We start from the raw sequence: 21,180 nt of genomic DNA on the forward strand, positions 1-21,180 counted from the left end.
GAAGCACATGCGCCTGTTGTTCAAGTTCAACCTGATCTTCCTGGTCGTCTTCGTCCTGGGGGTGCTCGGCGCCGGCAAGGTGTCGCACGACCTGCTGCAGAAGAACGCCAAGGAGGAAGTGCTCAACCATGCCCGCCTGACCATGGAAAAAGCCGTGGCGGTGCGCAGCTACACCAACGACCAGATCCGCCCGCTGCTCGAAACGCAGATGAAGTACACCTTCCTGCCGCAGACCGTGCCGGCCTATTCGGCCACCGAGGTGCTGGCCACGCTGTCGAAGAGCTTCCCCGACTACAGCTACAAGGAAGCCACGCTCAACCCCACCAACCCGCGCGACCGCGCGGTCGACTGGGAGGCCGACATCGTCAACCGCTTCCGCACCCAGGCCGAGTCGAAGGAATTCGTCGGCGAGCGCGAGTCGGGCACCGGCCGCTCGCTCTACGTCGCGCGGCCGCTGCGCATCACCAACGCCGCCTGCCTGGCCTGCCACAGCACCGTGGAGGCGGCGCCGCGCACGCTGATCGACAAGTACGGCCCGGCCAACGGCTTCGGCTGGCAGCTCAACGAGGTGATCGGCGCCCAGGTGGTGTCGGTGCCCATGGCCGTGCCGCTGGCGCGCGCCGAGCAGGTCTTCAAGGTGTTCATGGCGTCCCTGGTCGGCATCTTCGTGGCCATCGGCATCGTGCTGAACGTGATGCTCTACCTGCTGGTGATCCGGCCGGTGACCGCATTGTCGAAGCTCGCCAACCGCGTGAGCCTGGGCGAAATGGATGCGCCGGAATTCCCGTCGCGCGGCCGCGACGAGATCGGCACCCTGTCGCAGTCCTTCGCGCGCATGCGCCACAGCCTCGACCACGCGATCAAAATGCTCGACGCTTGAGCTGCTGACGCGCGAGGTTCCCCCCACCCATGGCCACACCCTACCCAGCCCACGTCGGACCGTACCCCATCCAAGGCGTGATCGGTTCGGGCGCGATGGGCATGGTGTACCTGGCCCACGACCAGGCCATCGACCGGCCGGTGGCGATCAAGACGATTCACCGCCGCCTGCTCGAGACGGGCGACGACGACCCCAGCGTGGCGGCGCGCTTTCGGGTCGAGGCCAAGGCGGCCGGGCGGCTCACGCACCGCAACATCGTGCCGGTGTACCAGTTCGGCGAAGACAACGACTGCGCCTACATCGTCATGGAATACGTCGCCGGGCGGAACCTGCGCGACTACATCCATGCGCCGCGCAAGCTCGACCTGCCGCAGGTGCTGTGCCTCATGTCGCAACTGCTCGACGGGCTGCACTACGCGCACGAGCGCGGCATCGTGCACCGCGACGTCAAGCCCGCCAACCTGCTCATCGCCGACGACGGGCGGCTGAAGATCACCGACTTCGGCATCGCGCGCACCGAGTCGTCCAACCTCACGCGCGGCAGCTCGGTCATCGGCTCGCCGGGCTACATCGCGCCCGAGCAGTACACCGACCGCGAGGTCGACCGCCGCGTCGACGTGTTCTCGGCCGGCGTGCTGCTGTACCAGATGCTCAGCGGCACCACGCCCTTCGTCGGCACCGACGAGGCGATCATGTACAAGATCGTCTACGAGCCGCACAAGCCGCTGGTCGAGCTGATGGACGACCCCACGCTCGCGCCCTTCGACGCGGTGCTCGACCAGGCCCTCGCCAAAGACCCGGCACAGCGCTACCCCAACGCGGCGGCCATGCGCACGGCGCTGCTCGCGCTGGCCACCGGCACGCTGCCCGATGCGCTGCCGGCCGAGATCGTGCTGGGGCCGCGGCTCCGCGGCACGGGTGCAGCAGGCACGAAGACGGTGCCCGCGAAGGACCGCGATGCGTCCGATGGCTCGCGGCCCGGCGCGTCCGCCGTGCCCACGGTGCCCGATCCGGCGACCACGCCGTTGTCGCCTTCGAGGCCGCAGCCCGTGACCGGCCCGCCCTCGGTGCCGGTGCCGACGGGGTGGGACACCGTCGCACTGGCCGGCGTCGAGCGCGAGCTGGCCGAGCACATCGGCCCGGTGGCGCGGGTCCTGGTGCGCCGCGCCGCACGCGGCCTGACGACGCTGGCGGCCGTGCGCCAGGCGGTCGCCTTCGCGATCGTCAACTTCGAGGCGCGCGAGCGCTTCATCGCCAAGGGGGCAGCCTCGCCGACCCGCGGCGGCACCGGCAACGGGGGCGGCACCTCGGTCACCTCGGCCACGCCACTACAGCCCGGCGCGGGCGCGACCGCGGAGACGACGGCGAACGCCACGCCCCGCGGCGCACCGATGCGCGACGGCGACGTCGACAAGGCCGCCGCCGCGCTGCTGTCGTCGCTGGGCCCGATCGGGCGCATCGTCGCCAAGCGCTGCGCCGCCAAGTCGCAGACCCGCGAGCAGTTCGTCGCCTATGTGCTGGAGCAGCTCACGCCCACTGTCGACGCCCGCCGCGTGCAGGCCGACCTGTGGCGCGCGCTCGGCTGAACCCGGACCGATCGTGATCGCGCTGCGTGTCACGCGCCGTCCCGGCGGCACCGAACCCGACGACGAGGCACTGCCGATGCCGCCCGAGGGGCTGACCATCGGCCGCTCCGACGACTGCGGGCTGGTACTGGCCGACCCGCTGCGCCTGGTGTCGCGCCAGCATGCGCAGGTCGTGATGGCGGGCGAGGGCGCGCAGCTTCGCTGCATCAGCAGCACGTCGCCGCTGTGGGTGAACGGCCAGCAGCTCGACCCGGGCGGCGAGCGCGCGTTGCAGCTGGGCGACCGCCTGCGCATCGGCGGCTTCGAGCTGGCCGTCGAACCGCTGGTCACGACCACGTCTGCCCAGCGCTCGCGGCTGGACCGCTGGTTCGACCTGGACGATGCGCCCGACGTGCTCGCCGATGGCTCGGCGCTGCCCGCGTTGGCCCTGACGCGCGAGGCGGAGACCGGCGGGGCGATCGTGTCGTGGCAGCAGAGTCCGCACCTGGTGCGCACCGGTGCGCCGCCGGTGGCGCCGCGTGGGGCTGCGAAGCCTCGACCTCAAGACCAAGCGCTGCGCAGTGGCGCGCACGTCGATTCGTTGCCCACGGAGCCCACGCCGCTGGAGCCCCAGGCGCTGATGCCGCCGGCTGCATCGCCTGCGCCGCCTTTGCAGCCCGCGATGCCGGCGTCCGCGCATCGGCCGTTGGCCGCCGACGATTTTTCGCCGGCGCCTACGCCTGCGGCGGCACTGGCACCGCTGCACGCGCCTGCTCCTGCGCCTGTACCTGCGCCCGCGCTCACGCCAACGCCAACGCCAACGCCAGCCCCAACGCTACGCACTGCAGAAGCCGCATCCGAACTCCGCGAACTCGCCGCCGCCTTCGCACGCGGAGCCGGGCTGAATCCCGAAGCCGCGACCCTCACGCCGGCCTGGATGGAACACATCGGCGCGCTGCTGCGGGCCAGTGCCGAAGGCACGCTGGCGCTGCTGCAGAGCCGCGCCATCGCCAAGCGCCAGATGCGCGCCGAGGGCACGCACATCACGCCGCGGCAGAACAACCCTCTCAAGTTTTCGCCCGACGCGACCGAGGCGCTCACGCGCATGCTGCAGCGCGGCGGCAGCCCCGGTTTTCTCGACCCCATCGCGGCATTGCACGATGCGCACCATGACCTGCTGGTGCACCAGGTGGCGATGGTGGCCGGCATGCGCGCCGCCGTGTTCGAGCTGTTCTCGCGCCTCGGACCCGAAGCCGCCGAAACCGGCGAGGGGCCGGCGCAGGGCCTGTCGCGCGTGCCCGTGCTGCGCGCCGCGGCCCTGTGGCAGCGCCACCGCATGCAGCATGCCAAGCTGCTCGAACATCTGGACGACGACTTCCAGACCATCTTCGGCCGTGAGTTCCTGCGTGCCTACGAGGCCCAGTCGCGCGCCGACACCCCGTCCGAATCTCGTGCCGAACCCCGCGCCGAATCCGCGCCGAAGGAGCCGCCATGGCCGAACGCGCACTGAGCGTCACGCTCGCCTCGCTGTCGCAGACCGGGCGCCGCGACTGCAACGAAGATGCCTTCGGCTACTGGGAAGGCGCAGGCTCGCTGGTGGCCGTGCTGTGCGACGGCGCCGGCGGCCACGGCGGCGGCCAGACGGCGTCGCGTGCCGCGGTGACGCACGTGCTCGAAGCCTTCGCGCTGCATCCGGAAGTCAGCATGGGCGCGCTGCGCTGGCTGGTGCAGGGCGCCAACGGTGCGGTGGTGGCGCAGCAGGTGGCCGGCACCTTCACGGCCGACATGCGCACCACCATCGTGGTGGTGGTGCTCGACCTCTACAGCGGCGCGGCGCTCTGGGCGCACGTCGGCGACTCGCGCCTCTACTGCTGGCGCGGTTCGAAGCTGCTCGCACGCACGCGCGACCAGAGCCTGGAACAGCGCCTGCGCGACGCCGGCCTCGACACCACCGCGGCCCGCGCGGGGCAGCTGACCTCGGCGCTGGGCTCGCCCGAGGGCTTCGACGTCGAGGTGCTCGACGAGCCGCAACTGCTCGCGTCGGGCGATGCGCTGCTGCTGTGCAGCGACGGCTTGTGGTCGGCTTTCGACGACGGCGCGATGACGCGCAGCGTGGCCGCCTGCAGCGGTGCCAGGCCCTGGCTCGACCGGCTCGAGGCGGGCGTGCGCAAGGTCGACCGCGGGGATCAGGACAACTATTCGGCGCTGGCGATCTGGTGTTCGGGCGGGTGAGCGCGCCTGGCGCCAGCCTTCAAAGCCGGAGGACGCGCCCCGGATTCAAGATGTTCTTCGGATCGATCGCGCGCTTGATGGCACGCATCATCTCCAGCGCCGCGGCGGGCTTGTGCTTTTCGAGTTCGTCGACCTTGAGCGCACCGATCCCGTGCTCGGCCGAAAAGGAGCCGCCGAACTTCTCGACGGCGTCGTACACCAGCGTGTTGATGCGCTGTTCGTGGTCGGCGAGGAAGGACCTGTCGTCTCCGCCCTCGGGCGCCTGCACGTTGTAGTGCAGGTTGCCGTCGCCCAGGTGGCCGAAGTTGACGAGGCGCACGCCGGGCACTTCGCGCTGCAGCAGCGCATCGGTCTCGGCCACGAAGGCGGGTATGCGCGAGACGGCGATCGAGATGTCGTGCTTGATGTTGAGGCCCTCTTCGGCCTGCGCGAGCGGAATGCTCTCGCGCGCGTGCCAAAGCTGGTGCGACTGCGACAGGTTCTCGGCCACGACGGCGTCGCTGACACAGCCATCGTCGAAGGCCGCCTCCAGGAGCGCTTCGAAGCGGCTGCGGGCGTGGTCCTCGGACTCGCTGTCGGAGTTCTCCAGCAGTACGCAGTAGGGCACATCCTCGTTCTCGACGAATGGCACGCGAAGCTGAGGCATGTGCCTGCCGACCAGCGACAACGCGAACCGGCCCATCACTTCGAAGCCGGTGAGCGCGGCGCCCAAGCGCTGGTGCGCCATGCCGAGCAAGGTGACGGCATGCTGCAGCGACGGCACGGCGGCCCAGGCCGTGAGCGTGGCGGCGGGCAGGGGATAGAGCTTCATGGTGGCTGCCGTGATGATGCCCAGCGTGCCTTCGCTGCCGATCATCAGGTCGCGCAGGTCGTAGCCGGTGTTGTCCTTGCGCAGGCCGGTGGTGCCTTCCCAGATTTCGCCGTGCGGCGTGACCACTTCGAGCCCCAGGCAGAGGTCGCGGGCGTTGCCGTAGCGAACCACCTGCGTGCCGCCCGCGTTGGTGGCCAGGTTGCCGCCGATCGTGCAGCTGCCTTCGGCGGCCAGGCTCAGCGGAAACAGGAAGCCGGCCTGTTCGGCGGTCTGCTGCAGCACCTGCAGCACGCAGCCGGCTTCGACCGTGACGGTGAGGTTGGCCTGGTCGATGCCGCGCACGGCGTTCATGCGCTGCAGGCTCAGCACGATCTCGCGGCCACTGTCGTCGGGCACGCCGCCGACCGCCATGCTGGTGTTGCCGCCCTGCGGCACGATCGGCGTGCCGGCCGCGGCGCAGGCCTTGACCACGGCCGCGACTTCGGCGGTGCTGGCCGGGCGCACCACGGCGAGCGCCTTGCCGCGCACGCGCCGGCGCCAGTCCTGCTCCCAGGCACTCAGGTCGCCCTCGGTCAACACATGGTTGGCGCCGACGATGCGGCGCAGCGCATCGAGGAGTCCAGGCGTCTCGTCATCGTTCATTTGCAGCGGGTCCACACAGTGGAGATGGAAGAACGCGAGCGTATGCGCAGCGCCTCCAAAGAACAATCTGGATAATTCGATCGCTTATGCCGGTTTTTCCGAACAACGTCAGCCTGCGCCAGCTGCGGGCGTTCAGCGAGGTCGCAGCCGCGGGCTCTTTCGCGGCCGCGGCTCGCAAGCTGTTCATCACGCAGTCCGCCTTGTCCGAATCCATCAAGCAGCTCGAAGGCGCGCTCGGCGTCCGCCTGCTCGACCGCACGACGCGCACCGTCGGCTTGACGCAGGCCGGCCAGATCTTTCTCGAGGACGTGAAGCTGGCCCTGGGCTCGCTGGAACAGGGGCGACGGCGCATGGCCGACCTCCAGTCGCTGAACGCCGGCGAGGTCTGCATCGCCGCGGCACCCTCGGTCCTCGCCAACATCGTGATGCCCTGCCTGCCGGCGCTCGCCGGCAAATTCCCCGCGCTGCGCGTGACGCTGCGCGAAGAGGGCGGGGCGCAGGTCGTGCGCTGCGTGCGCGAAGGCGAAGCCGACATCGGTGTGGGCGGCTGGCATCCCGACGCGGCGAACGTGTCGACCCAGCCGCTGCTCGACGACTCGATGGGCCTGGTCGCCCTGCCTGACGAGCCACTGCTGCGCAAGAAGAAGCTCGCCATCGCCGACCTGTCGTCGGCCAAGATCGTCGGGCTGACGTCGGACACCGCGATCGCCCAACTGATTCTGCGCAGCGAGGACGTGCCGCCCAACGTGCTCGCACCCGCATTGCGGGTATCGAACCCGGCGCTGATGCAGCAAGCGATCCGCCTGGGGCTGGGCGTGGCGGTGGTGCCCGCCCTCATCGCCCATCATCCCGAGTACGCGAAGCTCGGCTTCCGGGTCTTCACCACGCCGAGAATCGCCCGGCGCATCTGCATTTTTCAGAGTTCACGGCGCTCGCTGTCCATCGCGGCCGCGCTGGTGCTCGATGCCGTCGTGCGGCGGGCTGCGGTGGTGGCCCGGTTCTCGGGGATCGAGCTGGCCGACGGGTGAGGCGATCCGAGCGGGGTCACCGCGCCTGGATCTGCGCCCACAGCGCCTCGGCCATCGGCGTCTGGCCTGACGTGGCGCGGAACACGTAGATCTCCAACGGCATTCGCCACGCGGCGTTCCCGTCGCGGTCGCCTGCCGCTTCTTCGATCGGGTCCGCTGCGACCAGCCGCCCGTCGGCCAACTCGGCGCTGACCAGAATCTCCGGCAGCCAGGCCAGGCCGCGTCCAGACAACGCGAGGTTCTTGAGCAGGCCGGTGTGATGCGAGGTGACCACCGGCTTGAAGCGCATCGGGTCGGCGACATGGCGCATGCGCACCTGCATCATCTGGCCGAGCCACGATTCTTCGCTGTAGGCCAGCATGGCTGTCGGTGGGCCATCGACGTCGCGGATGGGGTGCAGGGCCGCGCCCGATGGGTCGGGCGCGGACACCGGCAGGAGGCGGTCCGAGCCCACGCTGGCGAACTCGAAGTCGGGTGCCGCCAGACGCGTCGGTACGGCGGGGTGCCCGTAGCACAACAGGAACTGCACGCGGCGGTGCAGCATCAGTTCTTCGCATGCCCGGAAGCTGTCGGACACCATGTGGATGGGCCCGAGCTGCGACGAGGTCTGCTGCTCCATGCGCTGCAGCCAGCCCGGAAAGAAAGCCAGCGACAGCACGTGCGTGGCGGCGAAACGCAGGCTCCGCGCCGCCTGCTCGTGCACCTCGCTGGCGCGGGTGCGTGCCTGCGAAAGGCGCAGCACGACGTCGCGTGCGGACGCCAGCATGACCTCGCCGGCCGGCGTGACCGAGGCCGGGTGTTGCGAGCGGTCGATCAGCTCGACGCCGGCCCATTCCTCGAGCGAGCGGATGTGGCGGCTGAACGCGGGCTGGGCGATGTTGCGCGCCTGCGCCGCACGCGAGAAGTTGCCGCTCTCCGAGAGGGCCAGGAAGTCCTCGAGCCATTCGAGGTCGAGCGGTCGGTTGACGGGGCCCATGGTGTTCAGCTGCTTTCGTGTCGGCCCGGCATGGCTTCGACGGATCGAATAGTTCCATGCGATTCGGGTATTGGACCCGTTCGGGCCCGCTCCGGATGATCGGGCCATCCCAAGCGGATCCCAAGCACCAACCCAACTTACCCAGGAGCCAAGACCATGCCGACCATCGCAAATTATCGTGGGATTATTCCCGCCATCGCCTGCCCCTTCACCGCCGAAGGCGCGATCGACGAGCCCTCGCTGCGCCACCTGGCCTCGTGGCTCGGCAGCCACAAGGGCGTGGTCGCCATCATGACCAACGGCCATACGGGCGAGGTGTTCTCGCTCACGCCGCTGGAGCGGGCGGAGGTCACGCGCATCGTCGCGGACGAACTCAAGGGCAAGCTGCCGGTCATCTCGTCGATCGTCTGCGAAGGGCTGGCCGAGGCCGCCGACCACGCCCGCCTGGCCAAGGAAGCCGGCGCAGCGGCGCTCGACGTGATGCCGCCGCACCACTGGCTGCGCTTCGGCTTCCATGCCGACCATGCGCTCGCCTATTTCGAGAACATCTGGAAGGCTTCGCAGCTCGACCTGGTCTGCCACGTGTACCCCGCGTACAGCAAGGCGTCGTATTCCTCGGCCTTGCTCGCCGACCTGGCCCGGCTGCCCTACGTGCAGGCCTTCAAGGTGGGCCAACGCGAGATGAGCAAGTACGCCCGGGACCTCAAGGCGATTCGCGATGCGGACGCCAGCAAGGCCATCCTGACCTGCCACGACGAATACCTGCTCGCCTCGATGGTGCAGGGCGTGGACGGTGCCCTGGTCGGCTTCGCGAGCTTCATTCCCCAACTCATCATCGACCTGTATGCGGCGGTGAAGAAGGGCGACCTGAACGAAGCCATGCGCATCCAGGGCATCATCACGCCGCTGAAGGAAGCCGTGTACGGCGCCGGCGAGCCCACCGGCGAAGCGCACGCCCGCATGAAGACGGCCATGAAGTGCGCGGGCGTGATCGCCAACGACTTCGTGCGTGCACCCACGCATCGGCCGTCGGCGCAGGAAGAGGCGGAGATCCAGCGCGCGGTCGATGCGGCTGGCCTGGTTCGCTGAGCGACCGCATCCGGAGACAAGCATGCAGAACAACACCAAAGCCAAACCAGAGACCAGGGCCGCGCGCCGCCAATCGATCCGGCTCGGCCTCGCGCTGATCGCATCGGCCGGCATGCTGCTGGCGCCTGCGACCTCGGCCTGGGCCCAGGCCTATCCGTCCAAGCCGGTGAAGATCGTCATCCCATTCCCGCCGGGGGGCACGCTCGACACGGTGGGCCGTTTGCTGGCACAGAAGCTCAGCGACCAGACGGGGCAACAGTTCATCGTCGAGAACCGGGCCGGCGGCAACGGCGTGATCGGCGGCGACGTGGTCGCGCGTGCGCCGGCCGACGGCTACACGCTGCTGTTCAACGCATCGACCTTCGTCACCGCCCCGATGACGATGAAGTCCGTGCCCTACAGCGTGGTCAAGGACTTCACGCCGGTCGCACTGGTCGCCAAGGCGCCCTTGTCGGTGGCCATCAACAAGAAGCTGCCGGTCACCGACGTGAAGTCGCTGATGGCCTATGCCAAGGCCAACCCCGGCAAGATGACCTTCGCGGTCGGCTCGGTCGGATCGGCCGGGCATCTGTCGACGGAACTGCTCAAGCGCGAGGGCCAGCTCGACTACCTGATCGTGCCGTACAAGGGCACCGCGCCAGCGTTCCAGGACTTGATCGGCGGGTCGATCGACGGCTTCATCGACCCGATCCTGGGCTCGCTGCAGTACCACAAGAGCGGCATGCTGCGGGTGGTGGCCGTCACCTCGGCCAACCGGGCGCCCAACCTGCCCGACGTGCCGACCGTCGCCGAGACGGTGCCCGGCTTCGAGTTCTACAGCTGGTACGGTTTGTGGGGCCCGGCCAAGCTGCCCGCGGATGTGACGAGCAAGCTCAATGCCGAGGTCAACAAGGCGCTGGCGACCGACATGAAGGCGAAGCTCGTGGAACAGGGCCTTCTGCTGACGCCCGGCAGCTCGGCCGACTTCGCGAAGTTCCAGCAGGAGGACATGGCGCGCTCGCAAAAGATCATCACCGAAGGCAACATCCGTGTGGAGTGACGAGGCATGAGCGATCCCGTTTCGCAACGTGTGGTCGTGACCGGCAGCAGCGCGGGCATCGGCCGCGCCATCGCCGCGTCGCTGCTGGACGCGGGCTGGCGCGTGACCGGGCTGGATGTGTCCGCGCCGTCGATCGACCATCCGGCCTTCGAGCACCTGCGTGTCGACCTGACCGACGGCGCCGACATCGGCCGGGTGCTGCCGCGACTGCTCGATGCCCAGGCGCTCGTGCATGCCGCCGGCGTGCTGCGTGTGGGCGCGCTGGGCGCGCTCGATGCGGCTGGCGGCGAGCTGATGTGGCGGCTGCACGTCGATGCCGCCACGCGGCTGGCCGATGCGATGGTGCCTGCGATGGCATCGCGCGGCCAGGGCCGCGTGGTGTTCATCGGCAGCCGCGTCGCGCAGGGCATGCCGGGGCGCGGCCAGTACGCGGCCACGAAGGCGGCGCTGCAGGCCTTGTCGCGAAGCTGGGCCGCGGAGGTCGCGTCGCAGGGCGTCACCATCAACGTGGTGTCGCCCGCCGCCACGCAGACCGCCATGCTGCAAGACCCGGCCCGCGCAGGCAGCGCGCCGCGCCTGCCGCCAATAGGCCGGCTGATCCAGCCCGAGGAGATCGCGGCGCTGGTGGGCTATCTGCTGTCGACGCAGGCGGCGGCCATCACGGGGCAGGACATCGCCATCTGCGGCGGATCTTCGTTGCCCCGTTGAGTCAGGCGCGGATGGGCAGGGCGCTCGCCAGAAAGCTGTCCAGCTCCGCCGCCCACAAGCCCGCCAGGCCGACCGTGCCATGGCCGCGCGTGCCGTCGCTGCCCCGAACGACGTGCAGGCGCGCATTCGGCAGGCGCGCCATCGCGTTCGCCGCGATCATCGTTTCCGGTGGATTCCTCTCGTCGTCGTCGGAGTTGATGGCCAGCACCGGTGCGCGGATGCGATGGAGCTGTGCCGACGGGTCGTAGCTGCGCGCGGCCTGGAACTGGTAGAGCAGGTCGTTCGCATCGAAGGGCACGGTCGCCTCGCGGCGCGCCGCCAGCCATCGATCGGCCTCCCCGCGCGTGGGCGCCGCCTTCTGCAGGGCGAGGGTGCCGCCGTTGGTCGCGAGGTCGAAAAACTCCCGTGCGGCACGGGCGCTTCGAGGCTGCATGTCGTAGTGGCCGTCCCTCCAGTCGGGGTCGTTGCGGATCGCATCGATCACCAGCCGCCGCAGCAGCCAGTTGCGCCCCGACATGGGCGCTGGCAAGGACGCCAAGGGCACCAGGGCATCCATGAACGAGGGATATCGAACGCCCCAGGTCCACGTGAGCATGCCGCCCATCGACACGCCGAGCACCAGGCGCAGCCGTTCGATGCCCAGCACTTCGATCAGTAGGCGGTGGTGGGCGTCGACGATGTCGTCGTAGTCGTACGCGGGGAAGGCCGCGCGCAGCCCGTCCGATGGCTTGGCGCTGCCGCCGTGGCCGATCGCATCCGGCAGCACGATACGGTGGCGCGCGGCATCGAGGGCTTGCCCGGGTCCGAAGAGCGCGCCGGCGAAGTCGTCGTTCAGCAGGGTGCGCCCTTCGCTGCCGGTGCCGTGCAGCACGAGTACCGGTGCACCCTCGGGATTGCCGAGCGCGGTCACGCGCATGCGCAGCCGCGGCATCACTTCGCCCGTGTGGAAGCGGAAGTCGCGCAGCGCGAGGTCGTGCGTCTGCGGTTCGAGCCAGTCGATGGCACTGGTGGATGTCACCATCGCTGCACCTTCACGATGCTGCCGGCCCGTGAAGGCGAAAACTGCCCGGCTGCAGGATCGATCGGTCCACGCGGTCGATGTCGGTGCGGCCGCAGAAGGCCATGGTGATGTCGAGTTCCTTGTGGATGATCTCGAGCGCGCGGCGCACGCCGGCTTCGCCGAAGGCGCCCAGCGCGTAGAGAAAGCTGCGGCCGATCAGCGCGCCGCGCGCGCCGAGGGCACGTGCCTTCAACACGTCCTGCCCGCTGCGGATGCCGCCGTCGATCCACACTTCGACCTGCCGGCCAACCGCATCCGCGATGGCGCCGAGCACGTCGATGGATGCCGGCGCGCCGTCGAGCTGGCGGCCGCCATGGTTGGACACCACGATCGCATCGGCGCCGCTCGCCGCGGCCAGGCGTGCGTCCTCCACGTCCATGATGCCCTTGAGGACCAGCTTGCCGCCCCATTCACGCTGGATCCATTCGATGTCCGACCAGTCGAGCGTGGGGTCGAACTGCTCGGCCGTCCATGCGGCGAGCGAGGACACGTCGCTCACGTTGTTCGCATGCCCGACGATGTTGCCGAAGCTGCGTCGCCGGGTGCCCAGCATGCCCGCGCACCAGCGCGGCTTGGTCGCCAGGTCGATCAGGTTGGCGATGGTCGGCCGCGGCGGCGCGGTCAGGCCGTTCTTGATGTCCTTGTGACGCTGGCCCAGCACCTGCAGGTCGAGCGTGACCTGCAGCGCCGAGACGTTCGCTGCCTTCGCACGTTCGATGAGCCGCTTCATGAACTCGCGGTCGCGCATCACGTAGAGCTGGAACCAGAAGGGGTGGCGGCCCGTGTGCTCTGCGATGTCCTCGAGCGAGCAGATGCTCATGGTCGACAGCGTGAAGGGAACGCCGAAGGCCTTGGCGGCGCGCGCTCCGAGGATCTCGCCATCGGCATGCTGCATGCCCGTGAGGCCGGTGGGCGCGATGGCCACGGGCATGGCCACCGGCTGCCCGACCATCGTCGTGCGCGTCGACCGGCCTTCCAGGTTCACCGCGACGCGCTGGCGCAGCTTGATGCGGCCGAACGCGTTCTCGTTGTCGCGGTAGGTGCCCTCGGTCCAGGCGCCCGAATCGGCGTAGTCGTAGAACATCCGTGGCACGCGCCGCTTGGCGACGGCACGCAGGTCCTCGATGCAGGTCATCTTCGAAAGCGCTGGCACGGGTGTCTCTCGTTGTCTTCGTTGCGGCGGGAGCGATCGGTCACGGTCGGCTCAGCCGAGCTCGACGTCGCCCGCGATCCGCGCCTTCGGCACGGTCCGGGGCCTGGCCAACAGCGCGAGCAGGGCGCATCCGAGCGTCAGCACGCCCTGGAACTGCCAGGCCGCATCGAAGCCCCAGACGGTGGCGATCTTGGTGAAAAGCGGTGGGATCAGCGCGCCGCCGATCGCGACGATGCTCAGCATCAGGCCGATGGCCGTGGGCACATCGGACAGGCGTAGCCCGCTGTCGGCTTCGCCCGGAATCGACACCCAGGGCACGAAGGCCACGATCAGCCCGACGCCCACCACCGCGGCCGCGATCTGCAGGCCCATCAGGTTCAGGTGCGGGATCAGGAAGAACATGGCGCCTTCCGCGAAGCAGGCGATCAGGAAGGTCGGCAGGCGGCCGAACACGCGGTCGGTGAGCCAGCCGCCGATGACGCCACCGAAGATGCCGCCGAAGAACAGGATGGCGCCGATGGCCTCGCCGGCCGACGGTGCGACCTTCAGGCGCTCCTGCGCATAGGAACCGAGCAGGTTGGCCGCGCTGAAGTAGCTGCCGTAGGCGCCCAGGAGCGCGATGCCCATGATCCACAGCGTCTTGTTGCCGAAGATGCGACGCAGCGAGTTCTTGTCGAGATGGTGGCCTTCCAGCACGTCGTCGCCGCCGACCGGCGGCGTGGGGAAGAAGGCCAGCAGGAAGACCAGCGTCGCCGCGCCGACACCGGCCGCGGCGAACATCGCCTGCCGCCAGCCCAGCGCTTCGACGACGATGCCCCAGCCGTAGAGCCCGATGGCCGCGGCGATGGTGAAGCCCACGCCCTGGATGATGCCGTTGGCCGTCGCCAGCTCTTTACCGCGGAACCACGCGGCCGTCAGGCCGACGGCGCTGCCCATGGTGACCGCGCCGCCGATGCCGCACAGCAGGCGTCCGACCAGCAGCAGTTCGAAGGACGGGGCCCAGCCGGTGATCGCGGCGCCGATGGTCTCGACCACCACGCCGAAGATCATGCCGGCACGCATGCCGTAGCGTTCGGCGAACCAGCCCGCCGGGATGTGCGCGATGCCGTAACCGGCAATGAACATGCCGGCGATCACGCCGACGTGCGTGAACGACAGCTTCATGTCCGCGACGATGCCGCCGAAGGCGGGCACGACGCTGAACCAGTTCAGCGGAAACTGCAGAAAGGCAATGAAGATGATTGCCAGGGCGGACCATCTGTTTTTCATATCGACCTCGGTGGACGGGTGGGGTGGGCAGTGGGTTAGGGCGGGAGGCAATGGAGCGCTTGCGTGGACTGCGTCGGGCAAAGCGCGGCCTGTCGCGGCACTCGGGCCGCGATGGCGTGTCGGTTTTCGGAGGGGCCGGCGGCGAACCCGCCGGCGGGTCAGCGCTTCAGGATCGTTCGTCGCTCGGGTGCGACGGGAAACCGTAGAGCCGGTTCCAGAACAGGAGCGGGCGGCGCTCGTTGGTCAGCAGGCTTTTCACCGCGCCGATGAAGAGCCGGTGCGTGCCCGCGTCGGTGGAGGACACCACCGCGCACTCGGCCGCGACGGTGACGCCGGACATCAGCGGCTCGCGGCCATCGCCCTGCTCGACCCATTCGACGCAGGAGAAGTCGTAGGCCTCGCCGCAGCGGGGCCGGCCGGCGAAGTTGTCCGCGACGTGGTCCTGGTCTTCGGCCAGCATGTGAACCGCGAAGACGCCGCTCTCGGTCATGGCCTTGCACATGCGGCTGTTGCGGTTGATGCAGACCGACACCATCGGCGGATCGGCCGACACCGACAGGAAGGAACTGACCGTGAGCGCCATGCGCTGGCCGTCGACCTGCGTGGTCACCACGCAGACCGGCGAGGCGGACTGCCGCATGGCCGACAAAAAGGCATCGCGGGAGATCGGCTCGGGATCGCGTTCGTGGTCGTGATCGGGTTCGGATTCGCGCATGCGGGGCACCTCGCGGATGGCGGAAGAAGAAGTGGTGTGAAGCATCTTTCTGTCCTTTGCGAATGAATGGAAGCGGGCCGGGCTCAGTCGTCGAGCGCTTCGACGCCGCACGGCAGGCCCAGCAGCACGCGGCCGTAGGTGGATGCGTTGACGTCCCAGTTCTGCGTGATGTGGCGGTTGGCCACGGTGATGTCGGAAACGCAGCGCGACAGCGGGTTGCGCTCGTAGATCACGCCGCCGCCGCCGGCTTCGAGCACCAGGTTCACCGCCGAGGTCGCGAGCCGGCCGGCATAGGTCGCCATGGCACGCCAACGCGTGCGGTCTTCGACCGTCGAGGCGGCACCGCTCTTGAACAGGTCTTCGGCCTCCTGCAGCGTCGAGTAGATGAGCTGCCGAGCCGTCATGACCGCCGTCTTGGCTTCGGCGACCTTCACCTGCTGCGTGGTGAAGGCCGACACGTTGCTGCCCGACATGGTCGATGCGCGCTTGCGTGCGCCGGCCACGTAATGCTCCACGGCCGCCTCCGCGATGCCGAGCGCTGCGCAGCCGATGAAGCAGCCGAACAGTGCGTAGAGGGGAACCCTGAACTGCCAGCCCGTGTTGACCTGCGCACCCGGGCTGTCGCCGTGGCCCTTGAGGTCGTGCATGGTCACGGCGCGATGCTCGGGCACGAACACGTCGGTGAGCTGGCAGTCCTGGCTCGACGAGCCGCGCAAGCCGATCGTGTACCAGGTGTCGAGGATGTTCACCTGCTCGCGGGGCAGCACGAAGTGGAACTCGGTGGGCTTGTCCGAGCCTTCGACCAGGCAGTCGCCCGTGAAGATGATCCAGTCGGCGATCTCGGAGCCGCTCACGAAAGGCCAGCGGCCCGACAGCTTGTAGCCGCCGTCGACCTTCACGGCCTTGCCGATGCCCGGGATCAGGATGCCGCTGACCAGCGCGTCGGGCATCTCGCCCCAGATCTCGTCCTGCGCCTGCTCCGGCCAGTTCGCGAGCATCAAGTTGTGCTGGATGTTCTGGGCCATGATCCAGCCCGTCGAGCCGCAGCCGCGGCCGATCTCGCGCAGGATGTCGGCGCCTGCTATCAAGCCGCCTTCGGCGCCGCCGTAGCGCTTGGGCTGCCACAGGCGTGCCACGCCGGTCTGCTTGAGCCGCTGCCGCACTTCTTCGGGCGGCCGGCGCATGTCGTTGGTGATCTGCTCCTTCTCGCGCAGAAAAGGAACCATGGCTTTCGCCTGGCGGACGAGGTCGGCAGGATCGAGCGTCGTTTCGGGCTCGTGCATCAGAGTTTCCATCGCGTGTTTTCCTTGGGGCTATGTGGGAAGGTTGCGGGTTGGGTCGGGCAGTGGGGCGGGCAGTGGGGCGGTTGGGGCCTTGGCTTATTCGGCCTGCTTGGGAGCGCCGGCGGCATGCGTGCCGGCGAACATCTGTTGCGGCTCCTGCTCGTCGAGCGCTTCCGCCTCGGCGGCGGGAAAGTTCATCTCGATCGTCAGGCCGCTCGGGTCGTCGAAGAACACCTGGTGCAGGCCTAGGCCGGGCAGCGTCCGCTCGCGGAATTCGATGTCGCGCACCGACAGGCGCTCGCGAAGACCGAGCAGGTCGCATGCCAGGAAGGCCAGGTGGTCGAGCGCGCCCGTGCCTTGCGCGGACGCGGCCTTGTCGCCCAGATAGGCCGAGAGGCCGTCGCCGGAGCCGCCGGTGCCGATGAGGTGGACCACGCCGAAGTCGGCCTCGTCGCCGCCGCAGTACAGCCAGCAGCCCGGGAAGTCGAGCGCCGGGCGGTAGCCGACCTTCAGGCCCAGCACCTCGACGTAAAAGCGCGTCGACGCTTCGAGGTGTGCCGTGCGCACCGAGTAGTGGCCGAGTTTTCGAATGGACATGTTGCTCCTAAATTGGTTATCGAACGATAAGTTGTAGGATGTAACGAGGCACCAACGGTGTGCTGTTCATCTTGGTTTCGCACCACTCTTGAACGCTGTTGCCCCATGGGCATGCTGCTCGAGTGGTTTGAATCGCTTTAACTTATCAGTCAATAAATAGTACATGCAGGTCTTGTGCCCGAAAAGCCCTTTTTGCTAGGGATTACCCGGAAGCCCGTGTGGCATGCGCGCCGGCCTGCGCTGCCTCCCGGGCTCTGCTGCGCCTCGCGTTCACTTCAGCCGCGTCTTCCTTCCACCCCGAGTGGCCACGAGGGCACACCCCGCGTGCAGTCGATAAACTGCCGACACAGCGCCCGTCCCTTCCCGACCCGAGGCCTCGCCTCGATGGAACGCCATGAAATCAATCGACCCCCGGCCCGCCACCAAAGCGCGTGCGCCCCGCGCCGCCGCCGCGAAGCCGCGCGATGCCTCCGTCGAACCGAAAGTCGCCACCACCCGTCTGTCGAAGGAAGCGCGGGAGCAGCAGATCGTGCAGAAGGCGATCCAGCTCTTCGCCGAACGTGGCTTCAGCGCCAGCACGCACGAGATCGCCCGCTCGCTCGGCATCACGCAGCCGCTGCTCTACAACTACTTTCCGACCAAGGAGGCGCTGGTCGACCGGGTCTACGACGAGGTCTTCGTCCGCAAGTGGGACCCGGTGTGGGAGGAGTGGCTGGCCGACAGCCGCCATCCGCTGTCCGACCGGCTGAAGCGCTATCTCAAGGACTACGCGCAGTTCATCCTCAAGAGCGACTGGATCCGCATCTTCATCTCGGCGGGGCTCACGCGCGAGGGCATCAACCAGCGCTACGTGCAACTGCTGCGCGAACGTCACTTCAAGGTGATCGCGCGCGAGATGCGCAAGGAATACCGCATTCCCGAGCCGCGTGACGAAGACGAACTCGAAGACGAACTCGAGCTGATCTGGTCGATGCACTCCGGGGTGTTCTACATCGGCGTGCGCAAGTGGATCTACTCGCTGCCGATCCCGAAGGACATCGATCGCGTCATCGATCTGCGCGTCGATACCTTCATGCTGGGGGCGCCGACGGTGCTCAGGGAATCACGCAAGAAGGCGCGAGGTGAAGCGGGTGTGGCGCCCGACTCGCCTGCGCGTGAGAAGCCCGATTCGGCGGAGTTGCTGAGTTGATCCGTTGCCGACGCCGGTCAGGCGTCGGCGACCCACGGATTCAAGAGTGGCACCCGCGCGAGCTCGTAGTCTCCGGTATCGCGCGTGACGACAGTTAGGCCGTGTTGCAGGGCGGTCGCGGCAATGATCAGATCGGGTTGCGAGAACGTATGGCCCACCTTGCGGCCCTCTTCCACGAGCAGGCGCCACCGGAACATGACGTCCTCGGACACTTCCAGCACGCGCTGATCGAACATCGGCCTGACTTTGTGGTCCAGCCAGTCGCTCAGTTCGGCGCGGCGCGTCGGATCGGCGACCGCCTCGATGCCGAAGCGAATTTCCGCGAACGTGACGCTGCTGACGAACAGGTCGTCGAGCCGTTGGGCCGCGATGAAGCTTCGGACTCGTGCGCTCGGTCGCGGTCTTCGCAACTCCGAGATCACGTTGGTATCGAGCAGCCAGCCGCTCACAGCTTGACCGCCCGCACCGGCATGGCAGAACGGCTGGGCTCGATGTCGACCGGCCGATGCGGCGACGCTTTCAGCGCCTCGACCAGCAGCTCGCCGGTCCGCATGCCCCAGTGGCGCTTGAATTCGTCCGCGTCGACGATGACGACTGCGTCGCGACCGTGCAATGTAACGTGCTGCGGACCGTCGCGATGCGCCAGGCGGACGAGTTCGCTGAATCGTGCCTTGGCGTCCTGAAGCGGCCAGCGAGCCTGTGGCGGCTGCGGCGCCGCGGTTGAGGGAATGGATGATTTTCTAGTCATGCTGACCAGATTATCACCCCCGTCCGCGGGTAACAAGTGCTTGCGCCACAGGGAGTGCACGGCGTACTTCTGCCGCGCCTCCGCTCAAGGGACGGGAGGAAGAACAGCTCGTTCGCGAATGTCCAGCAACTCGAGCACCAGCGCCGGCTCGGGCGGCCAGCTGCCTGTTCGGTGCGGCGCATCGTGGCCGCTGTCGGCGGCCCACCAGAGGCTGGCCGGCGGCGACGGCCAGGCGCGGGAGGGCTCGAATGCGGACGGGGCGCGCGGCGGCAGCCCATCGATCGCCGCCTCCAGCGCTTCCGGCCCTTCCATCGCCGCATCGAGCAGCGACGCGAGCCGCTCGGCGCTGTCGTGCGGCGGTGCCGGTGTCGCCAGCCGTTCGGCCAGCGTCAGCGGAAACGCACGCCCCACGCGATCGTGCGAGGGCACGACGATGCCGCACCACACCTCGCCTGGCGCCGGCAGCACCAGGTAGCACCACGGCGCGAACCCGCGCAGCCGTTCGCGCAGCGCGGGCCCGTCCATCTGCGTAGCCGCCAGCGCCAGCCCGCGCTGCAGCCATCCGTCCCAATCGCTGCGCCACCTGGGCGGCAAGCCGCGCCCGACGAAATCGCCGCGCGCAGGCAGCTTGCCGTACCAGCACACGCGACGCGAGGGCAGCCTCACCATGGCGCCTGCGGGCAGCGGAAGCGTGCCAGCTCGCGAAGGGTCCAGACATCGGCTTCGGGCGTGCCGGCAGCGCTGGCCGCCTCCACCTCCAGCGTGCGCGTGTCGACCGCGAAGGCCAGGCGCGCCGGTGCGCCGCGCTCGCCTTGCCAGTCGCTGCGCAGCAGCACACGCAGCCAGGCGAACGGGCCTTCGTGGACTTCGGCGCCGACGCCGCCAGGCCCCGCGGGCAGGATTCGCAGCAGCACCTTCTGCGTCGAGGCCGGCCCGGGCCAGACCAGTTCCTTGCCGCGCCGCGGGCCGTTCTCGAAGCGCAGCAGCTGGCCGTCGACGTCGATGCTGAACTGCAGCAGCGCGGCGTCCATGCGCTGCGGCGTCAAGCGCAGCTTGAGCTCGGGCAGCGGCGCGCCGCCGGGGAAGAAGAGGGCGCCGATGGCCGCGGCCTGTTCGAAGGCGGTCGGCGTGCCCGCCTGGGTGGGCGCACTGCGGGCCTTCCACGGGTGGCTGGACGTGTCGACGCGCTCGTTGAGCTGATTGCGCCGGAAGTCGTCGAACAGACCGCCGGGACCGAACAGCCGCGCGAAGTCGGACGGCGCCATGTCGCGCGCCGCGGTGGTGCCGAAGGGAAAGCGGTCGCGCGTCAGCGCCGCGCAGGCCTGCGCGAGTTCCGCGAGCGCGGCATCGAAGCCGGGCTTCACGCCGCCGCGCGAGCGGATCAGCGTGCCGAGGCCGCCGTAGACCTTGCGCAGCTCGGCCGGCGCGCGGGCCGCCTCGGCACGCAGGCTGGCGTCGAGCTCGGCCTTGCCGGCGTCGTCACGCCGCGATGCGGCAATGGTGTTCAGGCGGTCGAGCGCGACGGGCCCGCCACCCGCCGCGTAGTCGCCGAGCGTGCCGAAACGCGCCCGCAGCGCGGTGTCGAAGGCGCTCTCGGCCGCGTTGCCACCTTGCGGCATGGCGCTGAACTCGTCGGCCAGGCGCGTGAGCAGCCGGCGCAGCGGTGAATCGGGCGCCGTGAGGTCCGTCGCCTGCCGCGATGCGCCGTCGGCATCCGAGCCGGGCGCCAGCGCCAGCGCATCGAGCTGGCGCGTCCAGGCAGCGATCACTCGCTGGGCTTGGCGCTTGCCGACCTGCGCGGCGATCTCGTCGCGCCAGGCACGGTCTTTCTGCAGGCGCCGCACGTCGGCGCCGCTGTCGCCGAGCACCCAGTCGGCTTCGTTGGCGAGTTCGTCGAGCGTGGCGTCGAGCGCCGGCGCGAGCTTGCGGCGCCATTCGCTCGCGCTCGAATGCGGCGGCATCGGCCCTGCGCCCGAGGCCGCGAACAGCAGCGTGCCGGCCGGGCCCAGGCGCCCCGGCAGGTCCTGCAACGCCTGTCGATCGGCGACGCGGCGTAGCAGCCGCTCGTGCACGCGCTGGGCGAGCGGCAGCGCGGCCAGGGCGCCGCGCGCGGCACGCACGCCGGCCTCGTCGGCGCGCATCGCCTCGGGCAGCCCGCTGCGTTCCATCAAGGCTTCGGCATGGCGGGCGGCGTCG

At 69.2% G+C, this 21,180-nt stretch carries 21 protein-coding genes; 9 read left to right on the forward strand and 12 right to left on the reverse strand.

Annotated features, from left to right (window positions below; genetic code table 11):
- The first annotated feature begins 7 nt into the window (after window positions 1–7).
- The 4 genes from B0W80_RS05665 to B0W80_RS05680 are packed head-to-tail and all read left to right on the forward strand — an operon-like array spanning window position 8 to window position 4,677.
- Window positions 8–880 (forward strand): DUF3365 domain-containing protein, encoded by an 873-nt coding sequence (locus B0W80_RS05665; RefSeq protein WP_076998127.1) that lies wholly within the window; start codon window positions 8–10, stop codon window positions 878–880.
- 29 nt (window positions 881–909) lie between these two features.
- On the forward strand, window positions 910–2,466 hold the full coding sequence (locus B0W80_RS05670) for a serine/threonine-protein kinase (protein WP_076998128.1): 1,557 nt from the start codon (window positions 910–912) through the stop codon (window positions 2,464–2,466).
- Window positions 2,467–2,479: 13 nt separating this feature from the next.
- Complete coding sequence (tagH, locus tag B0W80_RS05675; protein ID WP_076998129.1) at window positions 2,480–3,955, forward strand: type VI secretion system-associated FHA domain protein TagH; 1,476 nt, start codon at window positions 2,480–2,482, stop codon at window positions 3,953–3,955.
- On the forward strand, window positions 3,937–4,677 hold the full coding sequence (locus B0W80_RS05680; protein ID WP_076998130.1) for a PP2C family serine/threonine-protein phosphatase: 741 nt from the start codon (window positions 3,937–3,939) through the stop codon (window positions 4,675–4,677). The genes tagH and B0W80_RS05680 overlap by 19 nt, the downstream gene beginning before the upstream one ends.
- A 19-nt stretch (window positions 4,678–4,696) precedes the next feature.
- On the opposite strand, the gene B0W80_RS05685 is transcribed toward B0W80_RS05680, so the two are convergent.
- Window positions 4,697–6,130, reverse strand: a complete 1,434-nt coding sequence (locus B0W80_RS05685; protein ID WP_076998131.1) for an FAD-binding oxidoreductase — start codon at window positions 6,128–6,130, stop codon at window positions 4,697–4,699.
- Between the two features lie 86 nt (window positions 6,131–6,216).
- Between B0W80_RS05685 and B0W80_RS05690 the strand changes: the two genes are divergently transcribed.
- On the forward strand, window positions 6,217–7,158 hold the full coding sequence (locus tag B0W80_RS05690; RefSeq protein ID WP_076998132.1) for a LysR family transcriptional regulator: 942 nt from the start codon (window positions 6,217–6,219) through the stop codon (window positions 7,156–7,158).
- Window positions 7,159–7,174: 16 nt separating this feature from the next.
- On the opposite strand, the gene B0W80_RS05695 is transcribed toward B0W80_RS05690, so the two are convergent.
- On the reverse strand, window positions 7,175–8,134 hold the full coding sequence (locus B0W80_RS05695; protein ID WP_076998133.1) for a LysR family transcriptional regulator: 960 nt from the start codon (window positions 8,132–8,134) through the stop codon (window positions 7,175–7,177).
- 156 nt (window positions 8,135–8,290) lie between these two features.
- Here B0W80_RS05695 and B0W80_RS05700 point away from each other — a divergent pair, with 156 nt between their 5' ends.
- The 3 genes from B0W80_RS05700 (at window position 8,291) to B0W80_RS05710 (ending at window position 10,970) form a co-directional block, all read left to right on the forward strand.
- Window positions 8,291–9,223 carry a dihydrodipicolinate synthase family protein gene (locus B0W80_RS05700; protein ID WP_076998134.1) on the forward strand — a complete coding sequence of 311 codons (933 nt, stop codon included), beginning with the start codon at window positions 8,291–8,293 and terminating at the stop codon, window positions 9,221–9,223.
- Between the two features lie 112 nt (window positions 9,224–9,335).
- Window positions 9,336–10,262 carry a tripartite tricarboxylate transporter substrate binding protein gene (locus B0W80_RS05705; RefSeq protein WP_076998162.1) on the forward strand — a complete coding sequence of 309 codons (927 nt, stop codon included), beginning with the start codon at window positions 9,336–9,338 and terminating at the stop codon, window positions 10,260–10,262.
- A 6-nt stretch (window positions 10,263–10,268) separates the two neighbouring features.
- Window positions 10,269–10,970 (forward strand): SDR family NAD(P)-dependent oxidoreductase, encoded by a 702-nt coding sequence (locus tag B0W80_RS05710; protein WP_076998135.1) that lies wholly within the window; start codon window positions 10,269–10,271, stop codon window positions 10,968–10,970.
- A gap of 1 nt (window position 10,971) precedes the next feature.
- Here the strand turns inward: B0W80_RS05710 and B0W80_RS05715 are convergent, their stop codons facing one another.
- The 6 genes from B0W80_RS05715 to B0W80_RS05740 form a co-directional block, all read right to left on the reverse strand.
- Window positions 10,972–11,991 (reverse strand): alpha/beta fold hydrolase, encoded by a 1,020-nt coding sequence (locus tag B0W80_RS05715; RefSeq protein ID WP_076998136.1) that lies wholly within the window; start codon window positions 11,989–11,991, stop codon window positions 10,972–10,974.
- Between the two features lie 10 nt (window positions 11,992–12,001).
- Window positions 12,002–13,183: an alpha-hydroxy acid oxidase gene (locus B0W80_RS05720; protein ID WP_143684487.1), complete on the reverse strand. Its 1,182-nt coding sequence runs from the start codon at window positions 13,181–13,183 to the stop codon at window positions 12,002–12,004.
- Between the two features lie 51 nt (window positions 13,184–13,234).
- Window positions 13,235–14,452: a nitrate/nitrite transporter gene (locus B0W80_RS05725; RefSeq protein ID WP_076998138.1), complete on the reverse strand. Its 1,218-nt coding sequence runs from the start codon at window positions 14,450–14,452 to the stop codon at window positions 13,235–13,237.
- Window positions 14,453–14,618: 166 nt separating this feature from the next.
- A complete protein-coding gene (locus B0W80_RS05730; RefSeq protein WP_083745200.1) occupies window positions 14,619–15,212 on the reverse strand; it encodes a flavin reductase family protein in 594 nt (197 codons plus the stop codon).
- Between the two features lie 38 nt (window positions 15,213–15,250).
- A complete protein-coding gene (locus B0W80_RS05735) occupies window positions 15,251–16,462 on the reverse strand; it encodes an acyl-CoA dehydrogenase family protein (protein WP_076998139.1) in 1,212 nt (403 codons plus the stop codon).
- A gap of 84 nt (window positions 16,463–16,546) precedes the next feature.
- On the reverse strand, window positions 16,547–17,047 hold the full coding sequence (locus B0W80_RS05740; protein ID WP_076998140.1) for a VOC family protein: 501 nt from the start codon (window positions 17,045–17,047) through the stop codon (window positions 16,547–16,549).
- A gap of 394 nt (window positions 17,048–17,441) precedes the next feature.
- Between B0W80_RS05740 and B0W80_RS05745 the strand changes: the two genes are divergently transcribed.
- Entirely contained in the window at window positions 17,442–18,236 is a 795-nt protein-coding gene (locus tag B0W80_RS05745; RefSeq protein WP_076998141.1) for a TetR/AcrR family transcriptional regulator, read from the forward strand.
- Window positions 18,237–18,253: 17 nt separating this feature from the next.
- Here B0W80_RS05745 and B0W80_RS05750 read toward each other — a convergent pair whose 3' ends face one another.
- The 4 genes from B0W80_RS05750 to B0W80_RS05765 form a co-directional block, all read right to left on the reverse strand.
- On the reverse strand, window positions 18,254–18,685 hold the full coding sequence (locus tag B0W80_RS05750; protein WP_076998142.1) for a type II toxin-antitoxin system VapC family toxin: 432 nt from the start codon (window positions 18,683–18,685) through the stop codon (window positions 18,254–18,256).
- Window positions 18,682–19,044, reverse strand: a complete 363-nt coding sequence (locus B0W80_RS05755; protein WP_256856497.1) for a type II toxin-antitoxin system Phd/YefM family antitoxin — start codon at window positions 19,042–19,044, stop codon at window positions 18,682–18,684. The genes B0W80_RS05750 and B0W80_RS05755 overlap by 4 nt, the downstream gene beginning before the upstream one ends.
- 24 nt (window positions 19,045–19,068) lie before the next feature.
- Window positions 19,069–19,653, reverse strand: coding sequence for a type VI secretion system-associated protein TagF (tagF, locus tag B0W80_RS05760; RefSeq protein WP_076998144.1), 585 nt, complete (start codon window positions 19,651–19,653; stop codon window positions 19,069–19,071).
- The coding region (locus B0W80_RS05765; protein ID WP_143684488.1) for an ImcF-related family protein at window positions 19,647–21,180 on the reverse strand (1,534 nt) is incomplete at its 5' end. The genes B0W80_RS05765 and tagF, both read right to left, overlap by 7 nt.

Origin of the sequence: Variovorax sp. KK3 (assembly GCF_001984055.1) — a bacterium.
GTDB lineage: Bacteria > Pseudomonadota > Gammaproteobacteria > Burkholderiales > Burkholderiaceae_C > Variovorax.

Coding starts and splice junctions, on each gene's coding strand:
- B0W80_RS05665 (WP_076998127.1), top strand. CDS start 8: ATGCGCCTGTTGTTCAAGTTCAACCTGATCTTCCTGGTCGTCTTCGTC.
- B0W80_RS05670 (WP_076998128.1), top strand. CDS start 910: ATGGCCACACCCTACCCAGCCCACGTCGGACCGTACCCCATCCAAGGC.
- B0W80_RS05680 (WP_076998130.1), top strand. CDS start 3,937: ATGGCCGAACGCGCACTGAGCGTCACGCTCGCCTCGCTGTCGCAGACC.
- B0W80_RS05685 (WP_076998131.1), bottom strand. CDS start 6,130: ATGAACGATGACGAGACGCCTGGACTCCTCGATGCGCTGCGCCGCATC.
- B0W80_RS05690 (WP_076998132.1), top strand. CDS start 6,217: ATGCCGGTTTTTCCGAACAACGTCAGCCTGCGCCAGCTGCGGGCGTTC.
- B0W80_RS05695 (WP_076998133.1), bottom strand. CDS start 8,134: ATGGGCCCCGTCAACCGACCGCTCGACCTCGAATGGCTCGAGGACTTC.
- B0W80_RS05700 (WP_076998134.1), top strand. CDS start 8,291: ATGCCGACCATCGCAAATTATCGTGGGATTATTCCCGCCATCGCCTGC.
- B0W80_RS05705 (WP_076998162.1), top strand. CDS start 9,336: ATGCTGCTGGCGCCTGCGACCTCGGCCTGGGCCCAGGCCTATCCGTCC.
- B0W80_RS05710 (WP_076998135.1), top strand. CDS start 10,269: ATGAGCGATCCCGTTTCGCAACGTGTGGTCGTGACCGGCAGCAGCGCG.
- B0W80_RS05715 (WP_076998136.1), bottom strand. CDS start 11,991: ATGGTGACATCCACCAGTGCCATCGACTGGCTCGAACCGCAGACGCAC.
- B0W80_RS05725 (WP_076998138.1), bottom strand. CDS start 14,452: ATGAAAAACAGATGGTCCGCCCTGGCAATCATCTTCATTGCCTTTCTG.
- B0W80_RS05730 (WP_083745200.1), bottom strand. CDS start 15,212: ATGCTTCACACCACTTCTTCTTCCGCCATCCGCGAGGTGCCCCGCATG.
- B0W80_RS05735 (WP_076998139.1), bottom strand. CDS start 16,462: ATGGAAACTCTGATGCACGAGCCCGAAACGACGCTCGATCCTGCCGAC.
- B0W80_RS05740 (WP_076998140.1), bottom strand. CDS start 17,047: ATGTCCATTCGAAAACTCGGCCACTACTCGGTGCGCACGGCACACCTC.
- B0W80_RS05745 (WP_076998141.1), top strand. CDS start 17,442: ATGAAATCAATCGACCCCCGGCCCGCCACCAAAGCGCGTGCGCCCCGC.
- tagF (WP_076998144.1), bottom strand. CDS start 19,653: ATGGTGAGGCTGCCCTCGCGTCGCGTGTGCTGGTACGGCAAGCTGCCT.